Here is a 19,630-nt window from a genome sequence, read left to right as displayed (position 1 = left end):
GAGGCCGTCGACATGCAAACAATAAAACGACTGACCCCTTTCATCTCTGTCGCCGCTCAACTGCAACCGGCGGATATGGCGCAGCTGGCAGCCAGCGGTTTTCGCTGTGTCATCAACAACCGTCCTGACAATGAGGATGAAGGGCAACCTGCCAGCGCGATCATGCGTGCCGCGGCCGAAGCCTCAGGACTGGAGTACCACCACCTGCCTGTCGTATCGGGGCAGATCAGCGATGCCGATGTCGCCGCATTTCGCTCGCTGCTGGAGCGAGTCAAAGGCCCCGCCCTGGCGTTCTGCCGAACTGGAACCCGCTCGGCCTCGCTGTGGGCGCTGGCCGAAGCGCACCACCTCGATCCTCAGGTGCTGGTTGAGACCGCTCAGCAGGCGAACTACGACCTCAGCGGCCTGCTGCCTCGGTTGGAACAGTATTGGCAATCGACGACTGACCAACCGCTACAGGCTGCTGGAAAATTAGCGGTCACACCGCGGTACGACGTACTGGTGATTGGCGGTGGCGCCGCCGGCTGCGCCGTGACTGCCAGCCTGCTCAAGCGTGATCCCGATCTGCGCATCGCGATCATCGAGCCGCGCGACCAACATTATTACCAGCCCGGCTGGACGCTGGTGGGAGCCGGTGTGTTCGACCGCGCCAACACCGAACGCGCAATGAAACGCTGCATTCCGGCCAAAGCGCAGTGGATCCGCGCAGCAGCCGAAGCCTTTGAGCCAGAACATCAACAGATCGTGCTCGAGGACGGCAGCCGCATCGGTTATCGAGCACTGGTGGTCTGCCCGGGCCTGAGCCTCGACTGGGATGCCATCGAAGGCGCCCGCGAGAGCCTCGGCAAATACGGTGTGACCTCCAATTACGCGTTCGAGCTGGCACCCTACACCTGGCAACTGGTACAGGGTCTGCGGCACGGCAAGGCACTGTTCACCCAGCCTCCGATGCCAATCAAATGTGCCGGAGCGCCGCAGAAAGCCATGTATCTGTCATGCGACCACTGGCTCCGGCAGGGTGTGCTGAAAGATATCCAGGTGGACTTCTGTTCGGCAGGTGCCGTGCTGTTTGGCGTAGCGGATTTCGTGCCCGGACTGATGAGCTACGTTGAACGCTACGGAGCACAGCTCCAGTTCAACAATCGCCTGACGGCGATCGACGGCCCGGCGCGCAAGGCCAGCTTCAACGTCGTCGACAGTGATGGCCGTAGCCGTACCGAGGAGCGCGAGTTCGATCTGTTACACGTGGTCCCACCACAGCATGCGCCGGACTTCATTCGCCATAGCGGACTCAGCAACGCCGATGGCTGGTTCGAAGCCGAGCATGAAACGCTTCGCCATCCGCGCTTCGGCAATATCTTCAGCCTGGGCGATGTCTGCTCTGCGCCAAACGCCAAGACCGCCGCCGCGGTCCGCAAACAGGCGCCGGTTGTGGCGGAGAACGTCCTCAGCGTGCTTGGCGGCAAGGGCCCGCGAGCGATCTATGACGGCTATGGTTCCTGCCCGCTGACCGTGGAGCGCGGCAAGGTAATCCTGGCCGAGTTCGGCTACGGCGGGAAGCTGCTTCCGACCTTCCCACTCGATCCACGGGTGCCCAGACGGCTCGCCTGGCGGCTGAAGACGCAATGGATGCCCTCAATCTACTTCGACATGATGCTGAAGGGGCATGAATGGCTGGCAGAGCCTAAGCACCTTGACTTCGAGCCACGACCGGCTGATGCGCCTAACGCCTGCAACTTCACCCAAGAGAAGAAGGGATGATGAAACGGCTGGCCCGCTTGCTGCCATGCCTGGAATGGGCGAAGCATTACGATCGTGCGGCCGCAGCCAAGGACAGCCTGGCGGCGCTGATCGTGACGCTGATGCTGATCCCGCAAAGCCTGGCTTACGCCATGCTCGCCGGCCTGCCTCCGGTGACCGGCCTGTACGCCAGCATGTTGCCGCTGATTGCCTATACCCTCTTCGGCACCAGCCGTACCCTGGCCGTTGGCCCGGTGGCGGTGGTCTCGCTGATGACCGCCGCGGCACTGGGCCCATTGTTTACCGCTGGCAGCGCGGAATATGTCGGCGCGGCCATGCTCTTGGCGATGCTGTCCGGGGCCGTACTGGTGATCATGGCCGTGTTGCGACTGGGCTTTCTGGCGAACTTTCTCAGCCATCCGGTGATTTCCGGGTTCATCAGCGCGTCGGGAATTCTCATCGCTCTCGGACAGCTGAAGCACATTCTAGGTATTTCCGTTGGCGGCGAAAATGCGCTTGAGCTCACTGCAGGCCTGATCGCTGGCTTGCCACAAACGCACCTGCCGACCCTTGCGATCGGCCTCACCAGTCTGGTGTTTCTCTATCTGGTCCGCGGCCACCTCGCCAAGTGGCTGCAAGGCCTGGGCATGACCCCACGCATGGCGGCCACCCTGAGCAAGACCGGCCCGGTCGCCGCACTGCTTCTAGCCATCGCCGCAGTCGGCGTGTTTCAACTTGCCGAGCTGGGTGTTCGAGTGGTCGGAGAGGTGCCCCGGGGGCTGCCGTCCCTCGGCCTGCCATCGCTGGATCTGGCGCTGGCCATACAGCTCTTGCCGGCGGCCGTGCTGATCAGCCTGGTCGGATTCGTCGAGTCGGTATCGGTCGCCCAGACTCTGGCGGCCAAACGCCGTGAGCGTATCGAACCCAATCAGGAGCTGGTCGCGCTCGGTGGCGCCAATGTCGCCGCGGCGCTCAGCGGTGGCTTTCCGGTAACTGGCGGTTTCGCCCGCTCGGTGGTCAATTTCGACGCTGGCGCCCAGACCCCTCTGGCCGGCGCTCTGACCGCCGCCGGTATTGGCCTTACCGTACTGTTCTTCACACCGCTGTTTCATAACCTGCCCCATGCCGTCCTGGCCGCAACCATCATCGTGGCAGTGCTCAGCCTGGTGGACCTTGCCGCGCTGCGGCGCACGTGGCGCTATTCCCGCCAGGACGCCGCAGCGATGGCTGCAACGATGCTTGGTGTGCTGCTGGTGGGGGTGGAAAGCGGCATCATCCTCGGTGTGGGGCTGTCGCTGCTGCTGTTTCTCTGGCGCACCAGCCAGCCACATGTCGCCGTGGTTGGCCAGCTGCCCGGCAGCGAGCACTTCCGCAATATCGAACGTTTCGCCGTCGTGCAGAGCCCGAAGGTACTGTCGGTGCGCGTGGATGAAAGCCTGTATTTCCCCAATGCGCGTTTTCTCGAAGATCGCATTGCCGAACTGGTCGGTCGCTACCCGCAGGCCGAGCATCTGGTGCTGATGTGTCCAGGCGTAAACCTGATCGATGCCAGCGCATTGGAAAGTCTCGAAGCCATCACCGCCCGCCTTCACGCTGCCGGCGTCCAGCTGCATCTGTCCGAGGTCAAAGGACCGGTGATGGATCGGCTGCGCCGCAGCGACTTCCTCGAGCACTTCGGCGGCCAGGTGTTCCTCAGCCAGTACGAAGCGTTGCTCTCTTTGGACCCGCAGACCACCCATCACGCCGTCGAACGACAGCGTGATCATCTTTCCAGCATGAAGGAGAACGCAGGATGAAAAGCGCCCATGATCTAGTCGAACAGGCCCGCACCGGAATCCAGGAGATATCGATGAGCGAAGCCGAATCCGCGATCCAGGCTGCGGACGTACTGATTGATGTACGCGAGCCAGACGAGTTTCGCGAGGGGCATATCGAGGGTGCGCTGAACATTCCGCGTGGCGTGCTGGAGTTCAAACTCAGCGGCGCGCCGGAACTGAGCGCTCGCGACCTGCACATCGTGCTCTACTGCAAGACCAGTGGCCGCGCCGCTCTAGCCGCGGCGTCGCTACAGGAAATGGGCTACCTGAGCGTTAAATCCATTGCCGGTGGCTTTGATGCCTGGGTGGCAGCAGGCAAGCCGGCCATCAAGCCCAGCCTGCCGAGTTTCGACTGAGCCATTCGCCAAGCCACAAAAAAGGCCGACATCGCTGTCGGCCTTTTGTATTTGTGCGCTACTGACACTCAAGACTTGGAGCACGCCTTGCAGGTCTTGATACCAAGCAGCGTATAAGCCGGGCAGAAGCGGAAGATGCCAGTGGCCAGGGGCAGCAGGCCAATCCAGCCCCACGCGCCGATTACCCCCGCCAGGCTCAGGCCTATGAGTGCCAGACCGACGACGATACGTAGTGTCCGATCAATGGTTCCAACGTTGGCTTTCATAATGACCTCCCGGTCAGCAAACGCGCCGGCGTTCCAGCGCAGAGAACAACAGCATCCCGCCAAGCATGGCGATGACGAAAAGCACCACCTGCCAGTGACCACTCAGCAGCACAGCGACTGCTGGCCCCGGACAGATGCCGGCGATACCCCAGCCCACCCCGAATAGCAGGCTGCCGCCGATGAGCCGCCCATCGAGCTCACGCTTGCTGGGCAATTGCATCGGAGCATCCAGCAACGAGCGATCCCGCTTCCTGGCCCAGGTGAACGGCACCAGCGCCGTGCCGATGGCGCCCGCCATGACCAGCACAAGCGAAGGATCCCAAGCACCAGCGAGATCGAGAAAACCGATCACCTTGGCAGGGTTGGCCATCCCTGAGAGCAACAATCCCAGACCAAACAGCAGTCCGGCGATAAACGAAGCCAGTTTGCGCATGTTCATCCTCCCAACAGATGACGCAGGACAAAGACGGTCACAAAGCCCGCCGCCATGAACATCAAGGTCGCGACGATCGAGCGTGGCGATAGCCGCGAGATTCCACAGACGCCGTGACCGCTGGTACAGCCGGAGCCGTAGCGCGTGCCGATACCAACCAGCAACCCTGCCACCACCAACCCGATCCAACCGGACTGAAACTCCATAACCGGCAAGGCACCAAACAGCATCCAGAGCAACGGAGCGAGCAGCACGCCTAGAAGGAATATCAGCTTTTCGCCACGTCCTTCGGCGCCCCGATCCAGAAGGCTGGCCAGCAGGCCACTGATGCCGGCGATGCGGCCATTGAGTAGGATGAAAAGGCTCGCCGCCGCGCCGATCAGTACGCCGCCGGCAAGCGCTGTCCAGGGTGTGAAGTTGCCCCAATCGATAGTCATTGCTGCCCTCTCTCGCAAAACAGCTGATACAGGGTGGTGATCACGGCGAGCGCCTCTGAACTGCTGATCCGGTAATAGATCTGCTTGCCTTCACGCCGTGTAGCGACAAGCCCCTCACGCCGCAACACCGCAAGCTGCTGCGAAAGGGTCGGCTGCTGGATGCCGAGGAGCTGCTCCAGCTCGGTGACGTTCCGTTCGCCCTGCGACAGCTGACAAAGCAGCAACAGCCGGTCAGGGTTTGCCAGCGCTTTCAGCAAAGCCCCAGCCGAAGCAGCGTTGGCTCGCAGTTGATCGATATCCAGTTCGGGAGTCATGGCCGCGGAAAAATGATTAAGACAAATACAATATATTTATTTATATATTGTTATGCAAGAGCCCACCGAAAGATGTTGGCCGCGGACTTCGGCATCGATAGCATGCCCCTACCCGTATAGGAGGCCGACGCTCCAGTCCTGGAGCATCGTCACCTCCCCTCCCAGTGATGTAGAGGTAGCCGCATGAATGACCAGACCACGCCCAGCGAACCTGCAGACCTGCAGCATCAACAGCAGGCCATGCTGAAACGGCTCGCGAGGGTCGAGGGGCAGGTGCGCGGTATTCAGGCAATGATCAAGCGCGGGGAGGATTGCGAAGCGATCGCCCAGCAGTTCTCCGCTGCTCGTAGCGCATTGGACAAGGCATATCGACTGATGCTGACCTGCCTGATCGAGGAGGCTTTGCACGACCAGGCTCAGGATACCGGCGAGACTCTGGCCAGAGTGCGCAGCATTTTCACCAAATACACCTGAAATCAGTGGATCAGGCCAGGCGAACGATACGGCTGCCACGGAAGGATCATGCGCTGGGCGGCTTTGGTCGAGGCCGTCCCGATGGCCGCGCCAATGGCAATTCCACCAACACTTCCCTATGCACCGGCAGAAACGAAAAAAGCGACCCTAACGTCGCTTTTTCGTTCTTCATCGCCTCATGGAAGGCTTGAAGAGAATTTGGAGCGGGAAACGAGACTCGAACTCGCGACCCCGACCTTGGCAAGGTCGTGCTCTACCAACTGAGCTATTCCCGCAAATATGGCGTCCCCTAGGGGACTCGAACCCCTGTTACCGCCGTGAAAGGGCGGTGTCCTAGGCCACTAGACGAAGGGGACGCTGCCCGGAAACTTCAGCTTCATTCCGGCTTCCAGCGCTCTGCTTAGTGCTTCACGCTGCAAGTGGCGCGCATTCTATGGAGCCGCCTGAACCTCGTCAAGCGTAGTTTGAAAATTTTTTTGCACCCCCACCAAACGGCAAGCAGAGCTATCAGCCCAATCGCCGAGCCACTACACTCAGGCCAAAAGCCAGCGGCTCGAGAGGTGCGGTTAGTGTCTCCACTTATGATCACAGGATTGATCCTGGCCGGTGTGTTTCTACTGGTCAGCATCGTCTACACCATTCAGATCGTTGAAAAGAGCAATCTGGAAAAAGCGCGCAAGCGTGCAGACCTCTCTGATCGCTGCCGTCGGTGCGCCGACCTCTCCGACGGCCTGCCGGGCCAGATGATGACGCCCGCGCTCAAACTGCTGCTTACACGTCTCGAGCTGAACCTCAGCGAGCGCCTGCAGCCGCTGGACAAAAGCAATGACAAACTGAGCGCGCGCATCCAGACGCTTCGCAGCGAGGCTGCAAAAGGCGAAGCCATCCAGGTAAGCAATCCACCACGCCAGATACTGACCGAAGCTCAGGCCAAGGAAAGCCGCTTCATGCTGGAAGATCTCCACGCACAGATCGTGCGTGCTGCCAAGGAAGGGCTGCTAAAGCAGACCGAGGCCAAACACTGGGTACAGGACATCCAGCGCATGCTGGCGATATTGCATATCGAGTACTTCGCCGGACTGGGCCGACTCGCGCTGCAACAGAACCAGCCCCAGCGTGCGCGCCTTGCCTTCGAGCGGGGCATCCAGCATATCCGTCGGCAACCCGCACCGGCTGCTTACCAGGCTCAGCTCAAACAGCTGGAAGCGCTGCTGGAACACTCCAACGCGCTGGTACTGAACCATGAGCGTCCGAAAGCAGACGAACCAAGCGAGCTGGCGGAAGGCATGAAAGCATTCGATGACGAAGATCTCTGGAAGAAGAAAAACGTGTACTGACGGGCAGAGGCCTGTCGACGAGATCGAACCAGCAATAACCCGCCACGGAGAACAGTATGACAATGACCGTGTTTGGCGTCCCCCTCTCGCCATTCGTGCGTAAAGTGCGCCTTTGCCTGCTCGAAAAAGGGCTCGAATACCGGCTCGAAACGGTTATGCCGTTTACACCACCGCAGTGGTATCTGGAGATCAATCCCCTCGGCCGTATCCCTGCGCTCAAAGATGGTGACTGCACCCTCGCTGACTCGAGCGTCATCTGTCAGTACCTCGAGGAAGCCTATCCCGAAACGGCAGGCCTTTACGGCGAGAATGCGCAAGAGCGTGGACGCGTACGCTGGTTGGAAAAATACGCAGACTACGAACTGGCACCACTGACCACCTTTACCGTTTTCCGTAACCGCATCCTCAAGCCGACCTCCGGCCATCCGTGCAACGAAGAGGCCGTGCAAGCCGCCGTGCAGGAAAAGCTCCCGTCACACTTCGATTATCTGGAGGGGCAACTCGGTCAGCAGCAGTTCTTCGTTGGCGACAGTCTTTCAATGGCTGACATCGCGGTCACCTGCCAACTGATCAACATGGCCCATGGTGGTGAACAGCTCGACGCACAACGCTGGCCCAACCTGGCCGCCCACCACGCACGGATGCTGGCATTGCCTTCGGTCGCCAGCCTGCTGCCGGACGAGCAGCGCATGAATGCCAAGCTGAAGGAAATGGGCAAGCCCGTCACAGCCTGATAGGCCAGCAGCACAACACGGCCCGTTGCTCTGGAGCAGCGGGCCGGCGACATCAGCCCTGCCCTTGCAGCAGACGTTTGCCTACCCATTGACGCGCGTACTGGTAGGCGCAACGGCCATTACGATTGCCCCGCCCGCTGGCCCAGCAAATCGCATCCTTCTCCAGCGCCTCATCCCAGCTCCACTGCAACTGTGCCTTACGTGCCAGCGAATCGATCCAGTGGCGCACCACGCTGAGGTAGTGCTGCTGCGTGAACGGATAGAACGACAGCCACAGCCCGAAACGATCGGACAAGGCAATCTTGTCTTCCACCGCCTCGTTCGGATGCAGCTCACCATCGACCATCTGCCAATTTTCGTTGTCGCTCTGACGCTCGGGCACCAGGTGCCGCCGATTGGAAGTGGCATATAGCAGGACATTCTCTGGCGCACGCTCCAGCGATCCGTCGAGCACGCTCTTGAGCACCCGATAGTCACCTTCACCTGCCTCAAACGACAGATCGTCACAGAACAATACGAACGCCTGTTGCAGCCCTGCCAGCTGCTCCACCACCCGCGGCAGATCGGCCAGATGGTCGCGCTCGATTTCGATCAGACGCAGCCCGCTCTCGGCGTACCCGGCCAACAGGGCACGGATCAGCGAGGACTTTCCGGTACCACGAGCCCCCCAGAGCAGCACATGGTTGGCCGGCAGCCCATCGACGAACTGACGTGTGTTCGCCGCGAGCAGATCGCGTTGCCGATCAATACCGATCAGATCCCCCAGCTGCATATCCAGGCTGACCTGCAACGGCGCCAGATGGCCACTGCGTGCATCACGTTGCCAACGTGCGGCCAGCGTATGCTCCCAATCAATGCTCGGCGGCTGGGATGGCAACAGCGGCTCTATGCGCGCCAACAAATCCTCGGCGCGCCGCAGAAAGGCTTTCAACTCGACATCCATTGCTTACTCCCGGAAACGAAAAGGCCCGGCATGACCGGGCCGAACAGGCAGAACGACTCGCTTCAACCCCCAGCATCAGAGCAGCGCTTCGATCTCCTCCGCCAGCGCCTGCGGTGCGGTGCGTGAGGCATAGCGCCGGACCGTCTTTCCCTGATCGGTGATGAGAAACTTGGTGAAATTCCACTTGATCGCCTTGCTACCCAGCAAGCCAGGCGCCCGCTTCTTCAGTTCAATGAACAGGGGATGGGCGTCACTGCCATTGACCTCGACCTTGCCGAACAGCGGAAAGGAGACTCCGAAGCGTCGCTCGCAGAATGCCGCAATCTCTTGCTCACCGTCCGGTTCCTGCCGACCGAACTGATTGCAAGGAAAGCCGAGCACCACCAGCCCGCGCTCGCCGTAACGCTGCCACAGTTCCTCCAGCCCCTTGTACTGCGGAGTGAAGCCGCATTGACTGGCGGTGTTCACGACCAGCAGTACCTTGGCGCCGAAGTCCGCCAGCGTCTTCGTTTCTCCCTCGATGGTGACGCAGGGAATGTCCAGCAATGGATCGTGCATGCGCGGCTCCTTGCGACCGACAAGGCACTCAGGCCTCGCGCGGCTTCAAATTGAGAGAGGCAGAATTGATGCAGTAGCGCAATCCGGTCGGCTGCGGGCCATCCGGAAACACATGACCAAGATGAGCATCGCAACGCGCACATCTCACCTCGATCCGGTGCATGCCGTGGCTGAAATCATCCAGGCTGGCGATGGCCGTAGCGCTCACCGGCTGAAAATAGCTGGGCCAGCCACAGCCGGAATCGAACTTCGCGTCGGCATCGAACAGCGGCTCGTCGCAGCAGGCGCAATGGTAGATTCCCGGTGTCCTGGTGTCGTTGTACTTGCCGGTGAAGGGTCGCTCGGTGGCGCCCAACCGACAGATCTGGAACTGTTCGTCGGAGAGCTCCTCGCGCCAGACATCGAGCGGTTTTTCCAACTTTTCCATCGATACACTCCTCAGCTCAAAAAAGGCCGATCTGTACCTTTTCCGGTGGTCGGGGCGCACGTATCATGCGTCCCTCTTCGACGCCTAGTCTGGCAGCGGGGTTTCCGACTGCCAAGGCGCCCGGGTTCATGCCAAACGTGACCAGCCATTTCCGGAACTGGCGCGTTTTCACTTCGGGACACTCAGGATCATGCAGGTCAGCAAATCGAACAAGCTCGCCAATGTCTGTTACGACATCCGTGGGCCCGTGCTCAAGCACGCCAAACGCCTGGAAGAGGAAGGCCATCGCATCCTCAAGCTGAACATCGGCAACCCGGCGCCGTTCGGTTTCGAAGCACCGGAGGAGATCCTCCAGGACGTGATCCGCAATCTGCCTACTGCCCAGGGCTACAGCGACTCGAAAGGTCTGTTCAGCGCCCGCAAGGCAATCATGCAGTACTACCAGCAGAAGCAGGTGGAAGGCGTCAGCATCGAAGACATCTATCTTGGCAACGGCGTGTCCGAGCTGATCGTGATGTCCATGCAGGCGCTGTTGAACAACGGCGACGAAGTGCTGATTCCTGCACCGGACTACCCATTGTGGACGGCTGCGGTGAGTCTGGCCGGCGGCAAGCCGGTGCATTACCTCTGCGACGAACAGGCCAACTGGTGGCCGGACCTGGCCGACATCAAGGCCAAGATCACGCCTAACACCAAAGCGCTGGTGCTGATCAACCCGAACAACCCGACCGGCGCGGTCTACCCGAAAGAAGTGCTCGAAGGCATGGTGGAGCTGGCACGTCAGCACAAGCTGGTGCTGTTTTCCGACGAGATCTACGACAAGATCCTCTACGACGACGCCGTGCACATTTCCACCGCTTCTCTCGCCCCGGACGTACTCTGCCTGACCTTCAACGGGCTTTCAAAGTCCTATCGCGTCGCTGGCTTCCGCTCTGGCTGGGTAGCGATCTCGGGGCCGAAGCACAAAGCGCAGAGCTACATCGAAGGCCTGGATATCCTCGCCAACATGCGCCTGTGCGCCAACGTACCGGCGCAGCACGCGATCCAGACCGCGCTGGGTGGATATCAGAGCATCAACGATCTGGTGCTACCACCGGGTCGCCTGCTCGAGCAGCGCAATCGCACCTGGGAACTGCTCAACGACATTCCGGGCGTCAGTTGCGTCAAACCAATGGGCGCGCTTTACGCATTTCCGCGGATCGACCCGAAGATCTGCCCCATCCACAATGATGAGAAGTTCGTCCTTGACCTGCTGCTTTCCGAGAAGCTGCTGATCGTCCAGGGCACGGCATTCAACTGGCCGTGGCCGGATCACTTCCGCGTGGTCACCCTGCCCCGCGTGGACGATCTGGAACAGGCCATCGGCCGCATCGGCAACTTCCTCAAGACCTATCAGCAGTAAGCCGATGGACCTGCAGATCGACGATTTCTACAAGGATGCGGCAGCCGGCCTGCTAATGCTTTACCAGGCCTTCCCGCGCAAGGTTGCGCTATATGTCGAGGATCTGATCGGCCGGGAAGAGCCCGACGAGTTCGGCCTTCCCACCAAGCGCCACCAGAGCTGCCTCGGTGCACTGCTCTGGCTGGCCGATGAAGGTTATATACGCTTCGACAGCACCATTCAGTTTCAGGCTCTGGATCAGGCGGTGCTCACCGAAAAAGGCTTTATTCGCCTGACGCGGGCCGTACCGGGATACATCGCCGGCGACCGCAGCCTGCCGCCCAGCGTGTTGCGCATCCAGGCCAGCCTTGCCCATCAGCTGCGCGATGCGCTGAAGGGCGGACATGGCGAGCGTATTGCCCAGCTGGCCCGGCTACTGTTCGAAAACAAGCCCGACTCACCTTCGCACTCCAGCCTTGCCGCACAGACGACATAGCTTGAAATAGTCGCCCGGTTGAATAGCTCAGGGGCGCACCTTATATAGCCTATCGTTCTTCAATTCCTACCCTGGAGTCTGCCGCAACATGATGCGCATTTTCTTGTTCCTGGCCACCAACCTTGCGGTACTGGTCATCGCCAGCATCACCCTGAAGCTACTCGGGGTCGATCGCTACACCGGCCAGAACTACGGCAGTCTGCTGGTGTTTTGCGCAGTGTTTGGCTTCGCGGGCTCGTTGATTTCGCTGTTCATTTCCAAATGGATGGCAAAGATGAGCACCCGCACGGAGATCATCAGTCAGCCACGCACCCGGCACGAGCAGTGGCTGCTGCAGACCGTCGAGCAACTGTCGCGTGAAGCCGGCATCAAGATGCCCGAGGTCGGCATCTTCCCGGCCTACGAAGCCAACGCCTTCGCCACCGGCTGGAACCGCAACGACGCACTGGTAGCCGTCAGCCAGGGCCTGCTTGAGCGCTTCTCCCCGGATGAAGTGCGCGCGGTGCTGGCCCACGAGATCGGCCACGTCGCCAATGGCGACATGGTGACCCTGGCGCTGATCCAGGGCGTGGTGAACACCTTCGTCATGTTCTTCGCGCGAATCTTCGGCAACTTCGTCGACAAGGCCATTCTCAAGAACGAGGACGGCCATGGCATCGGGTACTTCGTCGCGACGATCTTCGCCGAGCTGGTCCTGGGCATCCTTGCCAGCATCATCGTCATGTGGTTCTCGCGCAAACGTGAGTACCGCGCCGACGAAGCCGGCGCCCAATTGGCCGGCACCAGCGCCATGATCGGTGCCCTGCAGCGCCTGCGCGCCGAACAGGGCGTGCCGGTGCATATGCCCGATACGCTCAAGGCGTTCGGCATCAACGGCTCGCTGAAGCATGGCATGGCCGGGCTGTTCATGACCCATCCTTCACTGGAAGACCGCATCGAAGCCCTGCGCCAGCGCGGCTGAGTTTGCGCGAATAGAAAAAGGGCGACGCAAGTCGCCCTTTTCGTTTGTCTATGCTGACTCAACCCGCATACAAGGAATCGCCATGCGCCGTTTCATAATCGCCTGCTGCGCTCTGCTCGCTCTGTCCGGCTGCCAGAGCGCCTACTACTCCGCCATGGAGAAGGCTGGCATTCACAAGCGCGACATTCTCGTCAGCCGAGTGGAGGATGCCCGCGACTCGCAACAGGAAGCCAAGCAACAGTTCAAGGACGCCCTGGAGCGCTATCGCAGCGTTGTCGAGGTCAAGGGTGGTGATCTGGAGAAACGCTACGAAGCACTCAATCGCGAGTACGAAGCCAGCGTAGCGAGCGCCCGCGATGTTCGGACTCGCATCGAGGCGGTAGAGGACGTAGCCGAAGCGCTATTCAAGGAATGGGAAAACGAGCTCAAGCAATACAGCAACGCCAGCCTAAAGGCCGCCAGCGCCAAGGAACTCAGCCGCACCCGCGCCGAGTACCGCACGTTGCTTCAGCGCATGAAGGCTGCGGAGAAGCGCATCGAGCCGGTACTCAGCGTGCTCAGGGATCAGGTACTGTTCCTCAAGCACAACCTCAACGCCCGCGCTATCAGCGCCTTGCACGGCGAATACCGCACGCTGCAAGGCAACGTCGACCAGCTGATGGCGGAAATGCAGCGCGCCATCGACGAGGCCGACACCTTCATTCGCCGATTACAGGCGGATAACCGATCTTGATCCCGCGCAACGGCGGCTAACCCCGCCGTTGCAATCTGTGGAACTGCTCCTCAAGCCGCTGCAGACCGCGCTCACGCATACGCGGATTGCGCTCCAGCACCTCCTTGGCCTCCAGCAACTCGACATCCCATCCCGCGGCATACAGCTCGCGCACTTCGCGTGGACTGACAGCAAACGGCGGGCCGTCCATTTCCGTCTGGTCATAGTCCAGCGTGACCAGCAGTTGCTGGCAGCCAGGCGGCAGGATGGCCGTCAGCAGCATGGCGTAGCGCTCACGCATCGCAGGTGGCAGAGCGATCAGCGCCGCACGGTCGTAGACACCCTGGCACGCAGCCACATCGTCGGCACTGAGCGCGAAGAAATCGCCACAACGGATTTCCACCGCGCCGGCGCGATAGACCCGGTACGACCCTTCCTGGGAAACCTCGGCTTCAAGCTGCTGTTCTGAGAAAAACGCTTCGACAGCTTTCTGACTCAGCTCGACGCCCAGCACCCGATAACCCTGCCCGGCGAGCCAGGCCAGATCCAGACTCTTGCCACATAACGGCACCAGTACCGTGGCCCCTGCCGGAACGGCCAGCCGCGGCCAGTGACGGCGAAGACCGGGATGTACGTCGTCAAGATGAAAACCGATCTCGTTGCGAGCCCAACGCTCCTGCCAGAAGTCTTCGTGCACCTGTGAACCTCCATCCTGTGATGGCGGCAGCTTATCAGAGCCACGTCACAGCGCACGTCAGCTGGTATAGAGCGCCGCCTCGACGTCCATCCCGGCGTCGCGCATCTGTGCAAGCTTGTAGCGCAGCGTGCGCGCACTGATGCCCAGACGATCAGCCGTTTCCTTGCGCCGCCCACGTTCCGCACGCAAGGTATCAATGATCAACTGAAACTCGCGCCGCCGCAGATCATCGCCCAGCGCGGAGCAGGCCTCGCGCGGCCCTTCGGCAATGAGATCGGAGGGCGTCTGCGCAACCGCAACAGGAGCCGGCAGGCTGGCAACATTACTCACGCCCGAGAGACACAGATCCTCGGGCTGGATCAGCCCACCCTGCTGCAAAATCAGCGCCCGCTGAATGGCGTTGTCCAGCTCACGTACATTTCCCGGCCATGGATGCTCAAGCAAGGAGCGTTGTGCCGGCACCGAAAGCTGCGCTGATACCTGCCGCATCTTTCTGGCGTGACTGGCCAGCAAGCGTTCGGCCAGCGGCAGAATGTCAGCGGGGCGCTGGCGCAACGGAGACCACGACAAGGGAAACACCGACAGGCGATAGTACAGGTCCTCGCGGAAGCGGCCTGCCGCAACCTCGGCAGCCAGGTCACGGTTGGTGGTGGCAAGTACGCGGATATCCAGCGCAATAGGCCGGCGTCCGCCCACACGCTCGACCTCACGTTCCTGTAGCACACGCAGCAACTTCGCCTGCAACCCTAGCGGCATTTCGGAGATTTCATCGAGCAGCAAGGTGCCACCATCGGCCTGCTCGAACTTGCCCGGTTGACTGGCGATCGCTCCAGTAAAGGCGCCCTTCTCATGCCCGAACAGCGTGGCCTCAAGCATGTTGTCCGGGATCGCCGCGCAGTTGATGGCGATAAACGGCTTTTTGGTTCGCGGAGATTGCTGGTGAATGTAGCGAGCCAGTACCTCCTTGCCGGTGCCGGACTCGCCGGATATCAGCACCGTCGAATCGCTTTGCGCCACGCGCCGGGCAAGACTCAGCAGCTGCTGACTGGATGCGTCACAGGCCACCGGACCTTCTGCATCGGCAGTATCGAGGGCGCCATTGACGTGGCGACGCAATAGCTCCAGCAGCGTGTTCGGCTCGAACGGCTTGACAAGATAGTCGATAGCCCCTTCGCGCATTGCATCCACCGCGCGCGCCACGGCACCAAAGGCAGTCATCAGCAGAACCGGGATCTGCGGATAGCGCTTGCGGATCAGGGCAAGCAGCTCGTGCCCATCCATGCCAGGCATGTTCACGTCACTGACAACCAGACTGAACACATCCTGCTGCAGTGCGCCCAACGCCGCTTCGGCACTGTCAACGGCACGGTATGCGTAGCCACCCAACTCCAGCGTTATGCCCAAGGCTTCGCGCAGGGCCTGGTCATCTTCCACCAGAAGTACCTTGGCAGCCATCAGGACCTCCCAGGGTTGAGAGAGACCGGAATCAGCGGCAGCTTCACCGAAGCACAGGTACCGCGACCGGCGCGCGAGCGCAGCTGCAACTCTCCGCGATGCGCCCTGGCGACGGCCTTTGCTACCGCAAGCCCCAGCCCGGTCCCCGTAGCGCGGGTGGTGAAAAACGGCTCGCCCAGGCGAGCCAGGATATCGGCATCAACACCTTTGCCGTTGTCGCTTATGCAAACGCGCAGGGTTTGCTCACGGCAATACAGATGGATCTTAAGGCGTCGCTCTCCTTCACAGGCCTGAAGGGCATTTTCGACAAGGTTGAGCAAGGCACCGATCAGGGTATCTCGGTTGCAAAGAATCTCTCCACCGTGCACATCGCATTGCCAGCGTACCGCAACACCCTGCAGCGGTGACTCGGCCGCCGACCGTAGTGCACCCATCAACTCCACTGGAGTCAGCCGGTCATTCAACGGCAAATCGCCTCGGGCAAAGACCAGCATGTCGCGAACCTGATGCTCCAGCTCATGCAGACGGGCCTTCAGGCTACCGGCGAAGCGGCGCTGTTGTTCTTCGTTCAAGCCGCCCTGCTCAAGATGACTGGCATACAGCAACGCAGTGGACAGGGGCGTACGGATCTGATGGGCAAGCGAGGCTACCATGCGCCCTAGAGAGGACAGTCGCTCATGACGCGCCAGCTGGTCCTGCAAGCGCCGCGTTTCGGTAAGGTCGGTGAGCAAAACCAGCTGACCGGGCTCGCCACTGAGCGAGCGAGTGGCGATCGATAGTCGACGGCCGTTGCGTAGCGAAACCTCATGCCCGTCGTCCTTGCGCGGCGCGAAGCAGCGAGCGATGACGTCGCGCCAGGGCGCGCCTACGAGAGGTTCGCCAAGAAGCTCAAGGCCGACCGGGTTGGCGTCGCGCACGACGCCTTGTCCATCAATCACGATTACGCCGCCAGGCAACAGATCGAGAACGTTCTGCAGTCGCTGGGCGAGACGCTCCTTTTCCTCCAGCTCCTGCCGGCGCAGCGCTCCCGCCTCGGCCAGTCGCCCTTCTAGCTCATCGACGTGCGCGCGCAAGAAATCCTCCGACGCTCCCAGCTGGCTGGACAACTGGCGAAAAAGCTCGAATGAACCGGTCAACGCGAGCGTATCTACCGGACGTAGCGGGTCTGCCGAAGGCCTTGTGAGGAGTTTCACGGGTCCACTTGTGCCTGTCAAAAGATGGTCGGTCGGATGCACCGAGCAATCTTCATGCCCAACACAGGGCTTGCAGCGGCAGCCAGAGCTAATGACTGGAAACGAAAAGGCCACCGCTAGGGTGGCCTTCGTCCGGCAGTGTGGGCTTAATCGCCCATATCGTCGTCGCGACGGTTCATGCCGTACTTGCGCATCTTTTCCACAAGTGTCGTCCGACGGATACGCAGACGCTCGGCAGCCCGAGCAACCACGCCGCCCGCGTCTTCCAACGCCTGGTGAATGAGCCCTTGTTCAAGGTTGCCAAGGTACTCCTTCAGATCAAGGCCTTCGACTGGCAGCATGGCCTGCGCCTCGGGCACCACCATCGGCGCGCTGATGGCGGCGCGCTCCTCCATCTCGTCATGCAAGCTAGTCGCGTACTGCTCGTCATCGTCATCGACGTGACGAAACTTCTTAGGCAGCTCCATGACACCGATCACGCCATACGGATGCATGATCGCCATGCGCTCGACGAGGTTGGCCAGCTCACGAACGTTGCCTGGCCAGTCGTGGCGGCAAAGAGACATGATCGCAGCAGAATTGAAGCGAATAGAACCGCGCTTCTCATGCTCCATACGCGATATCAACTCGTTCATCAGCAACGGGATGTCTTCGACGCGCTCACGCAGCGGAGCCATTTCGATGGGGAAGACGTTCAATCGATAGTAGAGATCCTCACGAAAGGTCCCCTCCTCGATCATCTTCTCCAAATCCTTGTGCGTGGCTGCAATGATGCGAACGTCGGCATTCTGCGTACGGTTGCTGCCGACGCGTTCGAAGGTACGCTCCTGTAGAACCCGGAGCAGCTTGACCTGCATGGGCAGCGGCATATCACCGATCTCATCAAGGAACAGCGTGCCGCCCTCGGCCAGTTCGAAGCGACCGGAACGAGCCGTGATGGCGCCGGTAAAAGCACCCTTTTCGTGACCGAACAGCTCGCTTTCCAGCAGCTCAGCGGGAATCGCTCCGCAGTTGACGGGAACGAAAGGCCCCTGGCGGCGCTTGGAGTGGTAATGCAGGTTTCGCGCGACCACCTCTTTACCGGTACCAGACTCACCAAGGATCAGCACACTGGCTTCCGTATCGGCAACCTGCTCCATCATCTGCCGAACATGCTGAACGGCCCTGCTGGTGCCGACCAGACTGCGGAACAGATTGGGCTCGCGTTGACGACCACGGGACTTGGCCTGATCGTACATCTCGCGATAGATCTGTGCGCGGTGCAGGGAGTCGAGAAGCTTGTTGTAGCTCGGTGGCATCTCCAGACTGGTAAGCACCCGGCGCCGGACATCGTCCGGCCAGTCCGCAGGAACAGGTTCGCCGATCAACATCAGCGGAACGTTCTCGTCCCACTTGCTCATCTGTTTGATCAGCTCTGCAGCGCCCCCCCTCAACGAGACATTGCCCAGCATGACGCCATTCACCACACGACTGGACTCCAGACCGGCGACCGCGTCCTGCCACTCATCACTAGAGCAGGCCAGATGATCTTCACTGAGAAAATTCAGGATGACCGTCAGATCCCGCCGACGGTCACGATCATCGTCTATCAACAAAATCTTGGTTTCACGCCACATCTTGTTTATAGGGCCCTATAGAGGCTTAAAGGAGGCCTGCGCTCGCATCCATGAAAAGAAGGCGATCACACTCATGGCAGAAGACAGGTAGATTAATGAAAAAATGAACTGAGTCAAATTTATGGCGTGAATTAGCGACCAAAGAACGAGCGAAAAATCAGCACCTTGTGAGACGACTCTGCTTTCGCTGGGCGAGTTCAACGCACGATGGCGTCAATTAACCGGATTTGTAGCGCAGTAGCCGTCGATCCGACGCGTTTACGTCGAAATAATGGCGACATAATGCCACACATTCTGTAATGATAAAAATGGCGAAATAGCGCGCAACGCAGTCCGATGGCAGGACTCGCTAGAGAAGGGAGATACGGGGCGATTAGGGTACGAGCGTCAGAGCAGATTTAGCCAAACAATTTGTAGAGCTTGGCGCTCTGTTTTGGCGGATTCAACTGACGTAACTCGCCAGCAACGCGGACCCGCTCCATCTGACAAGTCATTACCAGCTCACCGTAGAGGTCGAGCAATTCCTGCAGACGCTGGCGCACCTGATCGTTGTCACGCTCACGCGCCTGCATTGCCTCATCCACAGCGCTCCGACACTCGCGATCAAGCAAGCCGATCGCTGCCCAGTTCTGCTGAGCCAGCGCATCGCGCAGCGCGGTACCGGTTTCTTCGAGGCGCTTGAGGGAAGCAATCATGATCGACTCCTGGGCCTGGGCCCGATGCGACGGCGTTTGCCGAGTCAGCTGGGACGTTGCAAAGCAACGCTGCTGACCCTGTATCGGCAAACAATGATTCGCCTTTAGCAAGGAGCGTCAAAGTCTCTACCCGCGCATGCCCGCTCAGAAACGGTTACGCAGGCCTGTCGGAACGCTGGGCGGTGCGACAGGTTCCCAGGGGCCGTCCGGGCGCCCCGAACAGAACCAATCTCCGTCCCAGCGATAGTAGAGCCGCTCACGATAGAAGAGATCGCGACCCTCCACGACATAGACCCCGAGACTGTTATCCCAGTGCGCAGGTACATGGGGCGGAGGCGCGTAACGCGGATGGCTTTTCTGGGTGGCAGGCGCTCGCGGCACCGACGGCGCCTTGATGGGCGGGGGAGCGATTATCGGACCGCTCGGCTCCGGGGCACGAGGAGCAGGGGCAGGCATTGGCGGCTGCGGCGTGGAATCATAGGGACTCCCTGCGCAGGCGCCGAGCAACAGCGTCAGTCCTAGCAGAGCGGCACGCAGACCGAGCCGCACAGGCGTAAACAAGCGTACTGACGTTAACGTTGCCATCTT

The 19,630-nt window shown here is 60.6% G+C and carries 23 protein-coding genes and 2 tRNA genes; 10 read left to right on the top strand and 15 right to left on the bottom strand.

Features of this window, described 5'->3' with window-relative positions; all coding sequences use genetic code 11:
* The first annotated feature begins 12 nt into the window (after positions 1 to 12).
* Genes EA798_RS07625 through EA798_RS07615 form a run of 3 tightly spaced genes read left to right on the top strand, consistent with a single transcriptional unit; the run spans position 13 to position 3,913 of the window.
* The gene (locus EA798_RS07625; protein ID WP_122098546.1) at positions 13 to 1,761 is read left to right on the top strand and encodes a bifunctional protein tyrosine phosphatase family protein/NAD(P)/FAD-dependent oxidoreductase; all 1,749 of its coding nucleotides are present in this window, start codon (positions 13 to 15) and stop codon (positions 1,759 to 1,761) included.
* Complete coding sequence (locus EA798_RS07620; protein WP_122098545.1) at positions 1,758 to 3,536, top strand: SulP family inorganic anion transporter; 1,779 nt, start codon at positions 1,758 to 1,760, stop codon at positions 3,534 to 3,536. Before EA798_RS07625 ends, EA798_RS07620 begins: the two co-directional genes overlap by 4 nt.
* On the top strand, positions 3,533 to 3,913 hold the full coding sequence (locus EA798_RS07615; RefSeq protein WP_106158350.1) for a rhodanese-like domain-containing protein: 381 nt from the start codon (positions 3,533 to 3,535) through the stop codon (positions 3,911 to 3,913). The genes EA798_RS07620 and EA798_RS07615 overlap by 4 nt, the downstream gene beginning before the upstream one ends.
* A 68-nt stretch (positions 3,914 to 3,981) precedes the next feature.
* On the opposite strand, the gene EA798_RS07610 is transcribed toward EA798_RS07615, so the two are convergent.
* From EA798_RS07610 to EA798_RS07595, 4 genes are read right to left on the bottom strand one after another with little or no spacing between them, the layout of a single operon-like run.
* Positions 3,982 to 4,179, bottom strand: a complete 198-nt coding sequence (locus EA798_RS07610; RefSeq protein WP_106158349.1) for a YgaP family membrane protein — start codon at positions 4,177 to 4,179, stop codon at positions 3,982 to 3,984.
* Positions 4,180 to 4,192: 13 nt separating this feature from the next.
* Positions 4,193 to 4,612, bottom strand: coding sequence for a YeeE/YedE family protein (locus EA798_RS07605; RefSeq protein ID WP_122098544.1), 420 nt, complete (start codon positions 4,610 to 4,612; stop codon positions 4,193 to 4,195).
* A gap of 2 nt (positions 4,613 to 4,614) precedes the next feature.
* Positions 4,615 to 5,049, bottom strand: a complete 435-nt coding sequence (locus EA798_RS07600) for a YeeE/YedE family protein (protein ID WP_122098543.1) — start codon at positions 5,047 to 5,049, stop codon at positions 4,615 to 4,617.
* Positions 5,046 to 5,363, bottom strand: a complete 318-nt coding sequence (locus EA798_RS07595) for an ArsR/SmtB family transcription factor (RefSeq protein WP_122098542.1) — start codon at positions 5,361 to 5,363, stop codon at positions 5,046 to 5,048. Before EA798_RS07595 ends, EA798_RS07600 begins: the two co-directional genes overlap by 4 nt.
* Positions 5,364 to 5,546: 183 nt before the next feature.
* Between EA798_RS07595 and EA798_RS07590 the strand changes: the two genes are divergently transcribed.
* Positions 5,547 to 5,837 carry a metal-sensing transcriptional repressor gene (locus EA798_RS07590; protein WP_106158345.1) on the top strand — a complete coding sequence of 97 codons (291 nt, stop codon included), beginning with the start codon at positions 5,547 to 5,549 and terminating at the stop codon, positions 5,835 to 5,837.
* A 199-nt stretch (positions 5,838 to 6,036) separates the two neighbouring features.
* Here the strand turns inward: EA798_RS07590 and EA798_RS07585 are convergent.
* Positions 6,037 to 6,112: transfer RNA gene (locus EA798_RS07585), tRNA-Gly, on the bottom strand.
* A 5-nt stretch (positions 6,113 to 6,117) separates the two neighbouring features.
* Positions 6,118 to 6,193, bottom strand: a tRNA-Glu gene (locus EA798_RS07580).
* 225 nt (positions 6,194 to 6,418) lie between these two features.
* On the opposite strand from EA798_RS07580, the gene EA798_RS07575 reads away from it, so the two are divergent.
* Positions 6,419 to 7,174: a hypothetical protein gene (locus EA798_RS07575; RefSeq protein WP_106158344.1), complete on the top strand. Its 756-nt coding sequence runs from the start codon at positions 6,419 to 6,421 to the stop codon at positions 7,172 to 7,174.
* Between the two features lie 56 nt (positions 7,175 to 7,230).
* A complete protein-coding gene (locus EA798_RS07570) occupies positions 7,231 to 7,908 on the top strand; it encodes a glutathione S-transferase family protein (RefSeq protein WP_106158343.1) in 678 nt (225 codons plus the stop codon).
* 52 nt (positions 7,909 to 7,960) lie between these two features.
* On the opposite strand, the gene EA798_RS07565 is transcribed toward EA798_RS07570, so the two are convergent.
* From EA798_RS07565 to msrB, 3 genes are all read right to left on the bottom strand, one after another.
* A complete protein-coding gene (locus tag EA798_RS07565) occupies positions 7,961 to 8,851 on the bottom strand; it encodes an ATP-binding protein (protein WP_122098541.1) in 891 nt (296 codons plus the stop codon).
* A gap of 75 nt (positions 8,852 to 8,926) precedes the next feature.
* Entirely contained in the window at positions 8,927 to 9,409 is a 483-nt protein-coding gene (locus EA798_RS07560) for a glutathione peroxidase (RefSeq protein ID WP_122098540.1), read from the bottom strand.
* A gap of 28 nt (positions 9,410 to 9,437) precedes the next feature.
* The gene (gene msrB, locus EA798_RS07555) at positions 9,438 to 9,836 is read right to left on the bottom strand and encodes a peptide-methionine (R)-S-oxide reductase MsrB (RefSeq protein ID WP_122098539.1); all 399 of its coding nucleotides are present in this window, start codon (positions 9,834 to 9,836) and stop codon (positions 9,438 to 9,440) included.
* A 190-nt stretch (positions 9,837 to 10,026) separates the two neighbouring features.
* On the opposite strand from msrB, the gene EA798_RS07550 reads away from it, so the two are divergent.
* The 4 genes from EA798_RS07550 to EA798_RS07535 all read left to right on the top strand — a co-directional run bounded on the left by EA798_RS07550 (position 10,027) and on the right by EA798_RS07535 (position 13,407).
* On the top strand, positions 10,027 to 11,238 hold the full coding sequence (locus EA798_RS07550) for a pyridoxal phosphate-dependent aminotransferase (RefSeq protein ID WP_106158339.1): 1,212 nt from the start codon (positions 10,027 to 10,029) through the stop codon (positions 11,236 to 11,238).
* Between the two features lie 4 nt (positions 11,239 to 11,242).
* Complete coding sequence (locus EA798_RS07545) at positions 11,243 to 11,713, top strand: hypothetical protein (RefSeq protein ID WP_106158338.1); 471 nt, start codon at positions 11,243 to 11,245, stop codon at positions 11,711 to 11,713.
* Positions 11,714 to 11,801: 88 nt separating this feature from the next.
* Positions 11,802 to 12,674 (top strand): protease HtpX, encoded by an 873-nt coding sequence (gene htpX / locus EA798_RS07540; RefSeq protein WP_106158337.1) that lies wholly within the window; start codon positions 11,802 to 11,804, stop codon positions 12,672 to 12,674.
* 82 nt (positions 12,675 to 12,756) lie between these two features.
* Positions 12,757 to 13,407: a DUF2959 domain-containing protein gene (locus tag EA798_RS07535; RefSeq protein ID WP_106158336.1), complete on the top strand. Its 651-nt coding sequence runs from the start codon at positions 12,757 to 12,759 to the stop codon at positions 13,405 to 13,407.
* 16 nt (positions 13,408 to 13,423) lie between these two features.
* Here EA798_RS07535 and EA798_RS07530 read toward each other — a convergent pair whose 3' ends face one another.
* The 6 genes from EA798_RS07530 to EA798_RS20745 all read right to left on the bottom strand — a co-directional run bounded on the left by EA798_RS07530 (position 13,424) and on the right by EA798_RS20745 (position 19,627).
* Complete coding sequence (locus tag EA798_RS07530) at positions 13,424 to 14,083, bottom strand: thiopurine S-methyltransferase (protein ID WP_122098538.1); 660 nt, start codon at positions 14,081 to 14,083, stop codon at positions 13,424 to 13,426.
* Between the two features lie 57 nt (positions 14,084 to 14,140).
* Positions 14,141 to 15,538, bottom strand: coding sequence for a sigma-54-dependent transcriptional regulator (locus EA798_RS07525; protein WP_122098537.1), 1,398 nt, complete (start codon positions 15,536 to 15,538; stop codon positions 14,141 to 14,143).
* Positions 15,538 to 16,731, bottom strand: a complete 1,194-nt coding sequence (locus EA798_RS07520; RefSeq protein WP_122098536.1) for a sensor histidine kinase — start codon at positions 16,729 to 16,731, stop codon at positions 15,538 to 15,540. Before EA798_RS07520 ends, EA798_RS07525 begins: the two co-directional genes overlap by 1 nt.
* Positions 16,732 to 16,877: 146 nt before the next feature.
* Complete coding sequence (locus EA798_RS07515) at positions 16,878 to 18,347, bottom strand: sigma-54 dependent transcriptional regulator (protein ID WP_106158332.1); 1,470 nt, start codon at positions 18,345 to 18,347, stop codon at positions 16,878 to 16,880.
* Positions 18,348 to 18,745: 398 nt separating this feature from the next.
* Positions 18,746 to 19,042: a flagellar protein FliT gene (gene fliT / locus EA798_RS07510; protein ID WP_106158331.1), complete on the bottom strand. Its 297-nt coding sequence runs from the start codon at positions 19,040 to 19,042 to the stop codon at positions 18,746 to 18,748.
* 144 nt (positions 19,043 to 19,186) lie between these two features.
* Positions 19,187 to 19,627, bottom strand: a complete 441-nt coding sequence (locus EA798_RS20745) for a hypothetical protein (RefSeq protein ID WP_242504673.1) — start codon at positions 19,625 to 19,627, stop codon at positions 19,187 to 19,189.
* Positions 19,628 to 19,630 lie beyond the last annotated feature (3 nt).

The organism is Pseudomonas songnenensis (assembly GCF_003696315.1).
In the GTDB taxonomy this organism is placed as follows: Bacteria; Pseudomonadota; Gammaproteobacteria; order Pseudomonadales; family Pseudomonadaceae; genus Stutzerimonas; species Stutzerimonas songnenensis.
This window is presented reverse-complemented; position numbering and strand designations above follow the sequence as displayed.

Bases quoted from the DNA above. Each gene is read 5' to 3' on its own strand.
- EA798_RS07550 (WP_106158339.1), top strand. From the start codon at position 10,027: ATGCAGGTCAGCAAATCGAACAAGCTCGCCAATGTCTGTTACGACATC.
- EA798_RS07575 (WP_106158344.1), top strand. From the start codon at position 6,419: ATGATCACAGGATTGATCCTGGCCGGTGTGTTTCTACTGGTCAGCATC.
- htpX (WP_106158337.1), top strand. From the start codon at position 11,802: ATGATGCGCATTTTCTTGTTCCTGGCCACCAACCTTGCGGTACTGGTC.
- EA798_RS20745 (WP_242504673.1), bottom strand. From the start codon at position 19,627: ATGGCAACGTTAACGTCAGTACGCTTGTTTACGCCTGTGCGGCTCGGT.
- EA798_RS07515 (WP_106158332.1), bottom strand. From the start codon at position 18,347: ATGTGGCGTGAAACCAAGATTTTGTTGATAGACGATGATCGTGACCGT.
- EA798_RS07595 (WP_122098542.1), bottom strand. From the start codon at position 5,363: ATGACTCCCGAACTGGATATCGATCAACTGCGAGCCAACGCTGCTTCG.
- EA798_RS07620 (WP_122098545.1), top strand. From the start codon at position 1,758: ATGATGAAACGGCTGGCCCGCTTGCTGCCATGCCTGGAATGGGCGAAG.
- EA798_RS07545 (WP_106158338.1), top strand. From the start codon at position 11,243: ATGGACCTGCAGATCGACGATTTCTACAAGGATGCGGCAGCCGGCCTG.
- EA798_RS07625 (WP_122098546.1), top strand. From the start codon at position 13: ATGCAAACAATAAAACGACTGACCCCTTTCATCTCTGTCGCCGCTCAA.
- EA798_RS07600 (WP_122098543.1), bottom strand. From the start codon at position 5,049: ATGACTATCGATTGGGGCAACTTCACACCCTGGACAGCGCTTGCCGGC.
- EA798_RS07610 (WP_106158349.1), bottom strand. From the start codon at position 4,179: ATGAAAGCCAACGTTGGAACCATTGATCGGACACTACGTATCGTCGTC.
- EA798_RS07590 (WP_106158345.1), top strand. From the start codon at position 5,547: ATGAATGACCAGACCACGCCCAGCGAACCTGCAGACCTGCAGCATCAA.
- EA798_RS07570 (WP_106158343.1), top strand. From the start codon at position 7,231: ATGACAATGACCGTGTTTGGCGTCCCCCTCTCGCCATTCGTGCGTAAA.
- EA798_RS07605 (WP_122098544.1), bottom strand. From the start codon at position 4,612: ATGCGCAAACTGGCTTCGTTTATCGCCGGACTGCTGTTTGGTCTGGGA.
- EA798_RS07615 (WP_106158350.1), top strand. From the start codon at position 3,533: ATGAAAAGCGCCCATGATCTAGTCGAACAGGCCCGCACCGGAATCCAG.
- msrB (WP_122098539.1), bottom strand. From the start codon at position 9,836: ATGGAAAAGTTGGAAAAACCGCTCGATGTCTGGCGCGAGGAGCTCTCC.
- EA798_RS07525 (WP_122098537.1), bottom strand. From the start codon at position 15,538: ATGGCTGCCAAGGTACTTCTGGTGGAAGATGACCAGGCCCTGCGCGAA.
- fliT (WP_106158331.1), bottom strand. From the start codon at position 19,042: ATGATTGCTTCCCTCAAGCGCCTCGAAGAAACCGGTACCGCGCTGCGC.
- EA798_RS07560 (WP_122098540.1), bottom strand. From the start codon at position 9,409: ATGCACGATCCATTGCTGGACATTCCCTGCGTCACCATCGAGGGAGAA.
- EA798_RS07565 (WP_122098541.1), bottom strand. From the start codon at position 8,851: ATGGATGTCGAGTTGAAAGCCTTTCTGCGGCGCGCCGAGGATTTGTTG.
- EA798_RS07535 (WP_106158336.1), top strand. From the start codon at position 12,757: ATGCGCCGTTTCATAATCGCCTGCTGCGCTCTGCTCGCTCTGTCCGGC.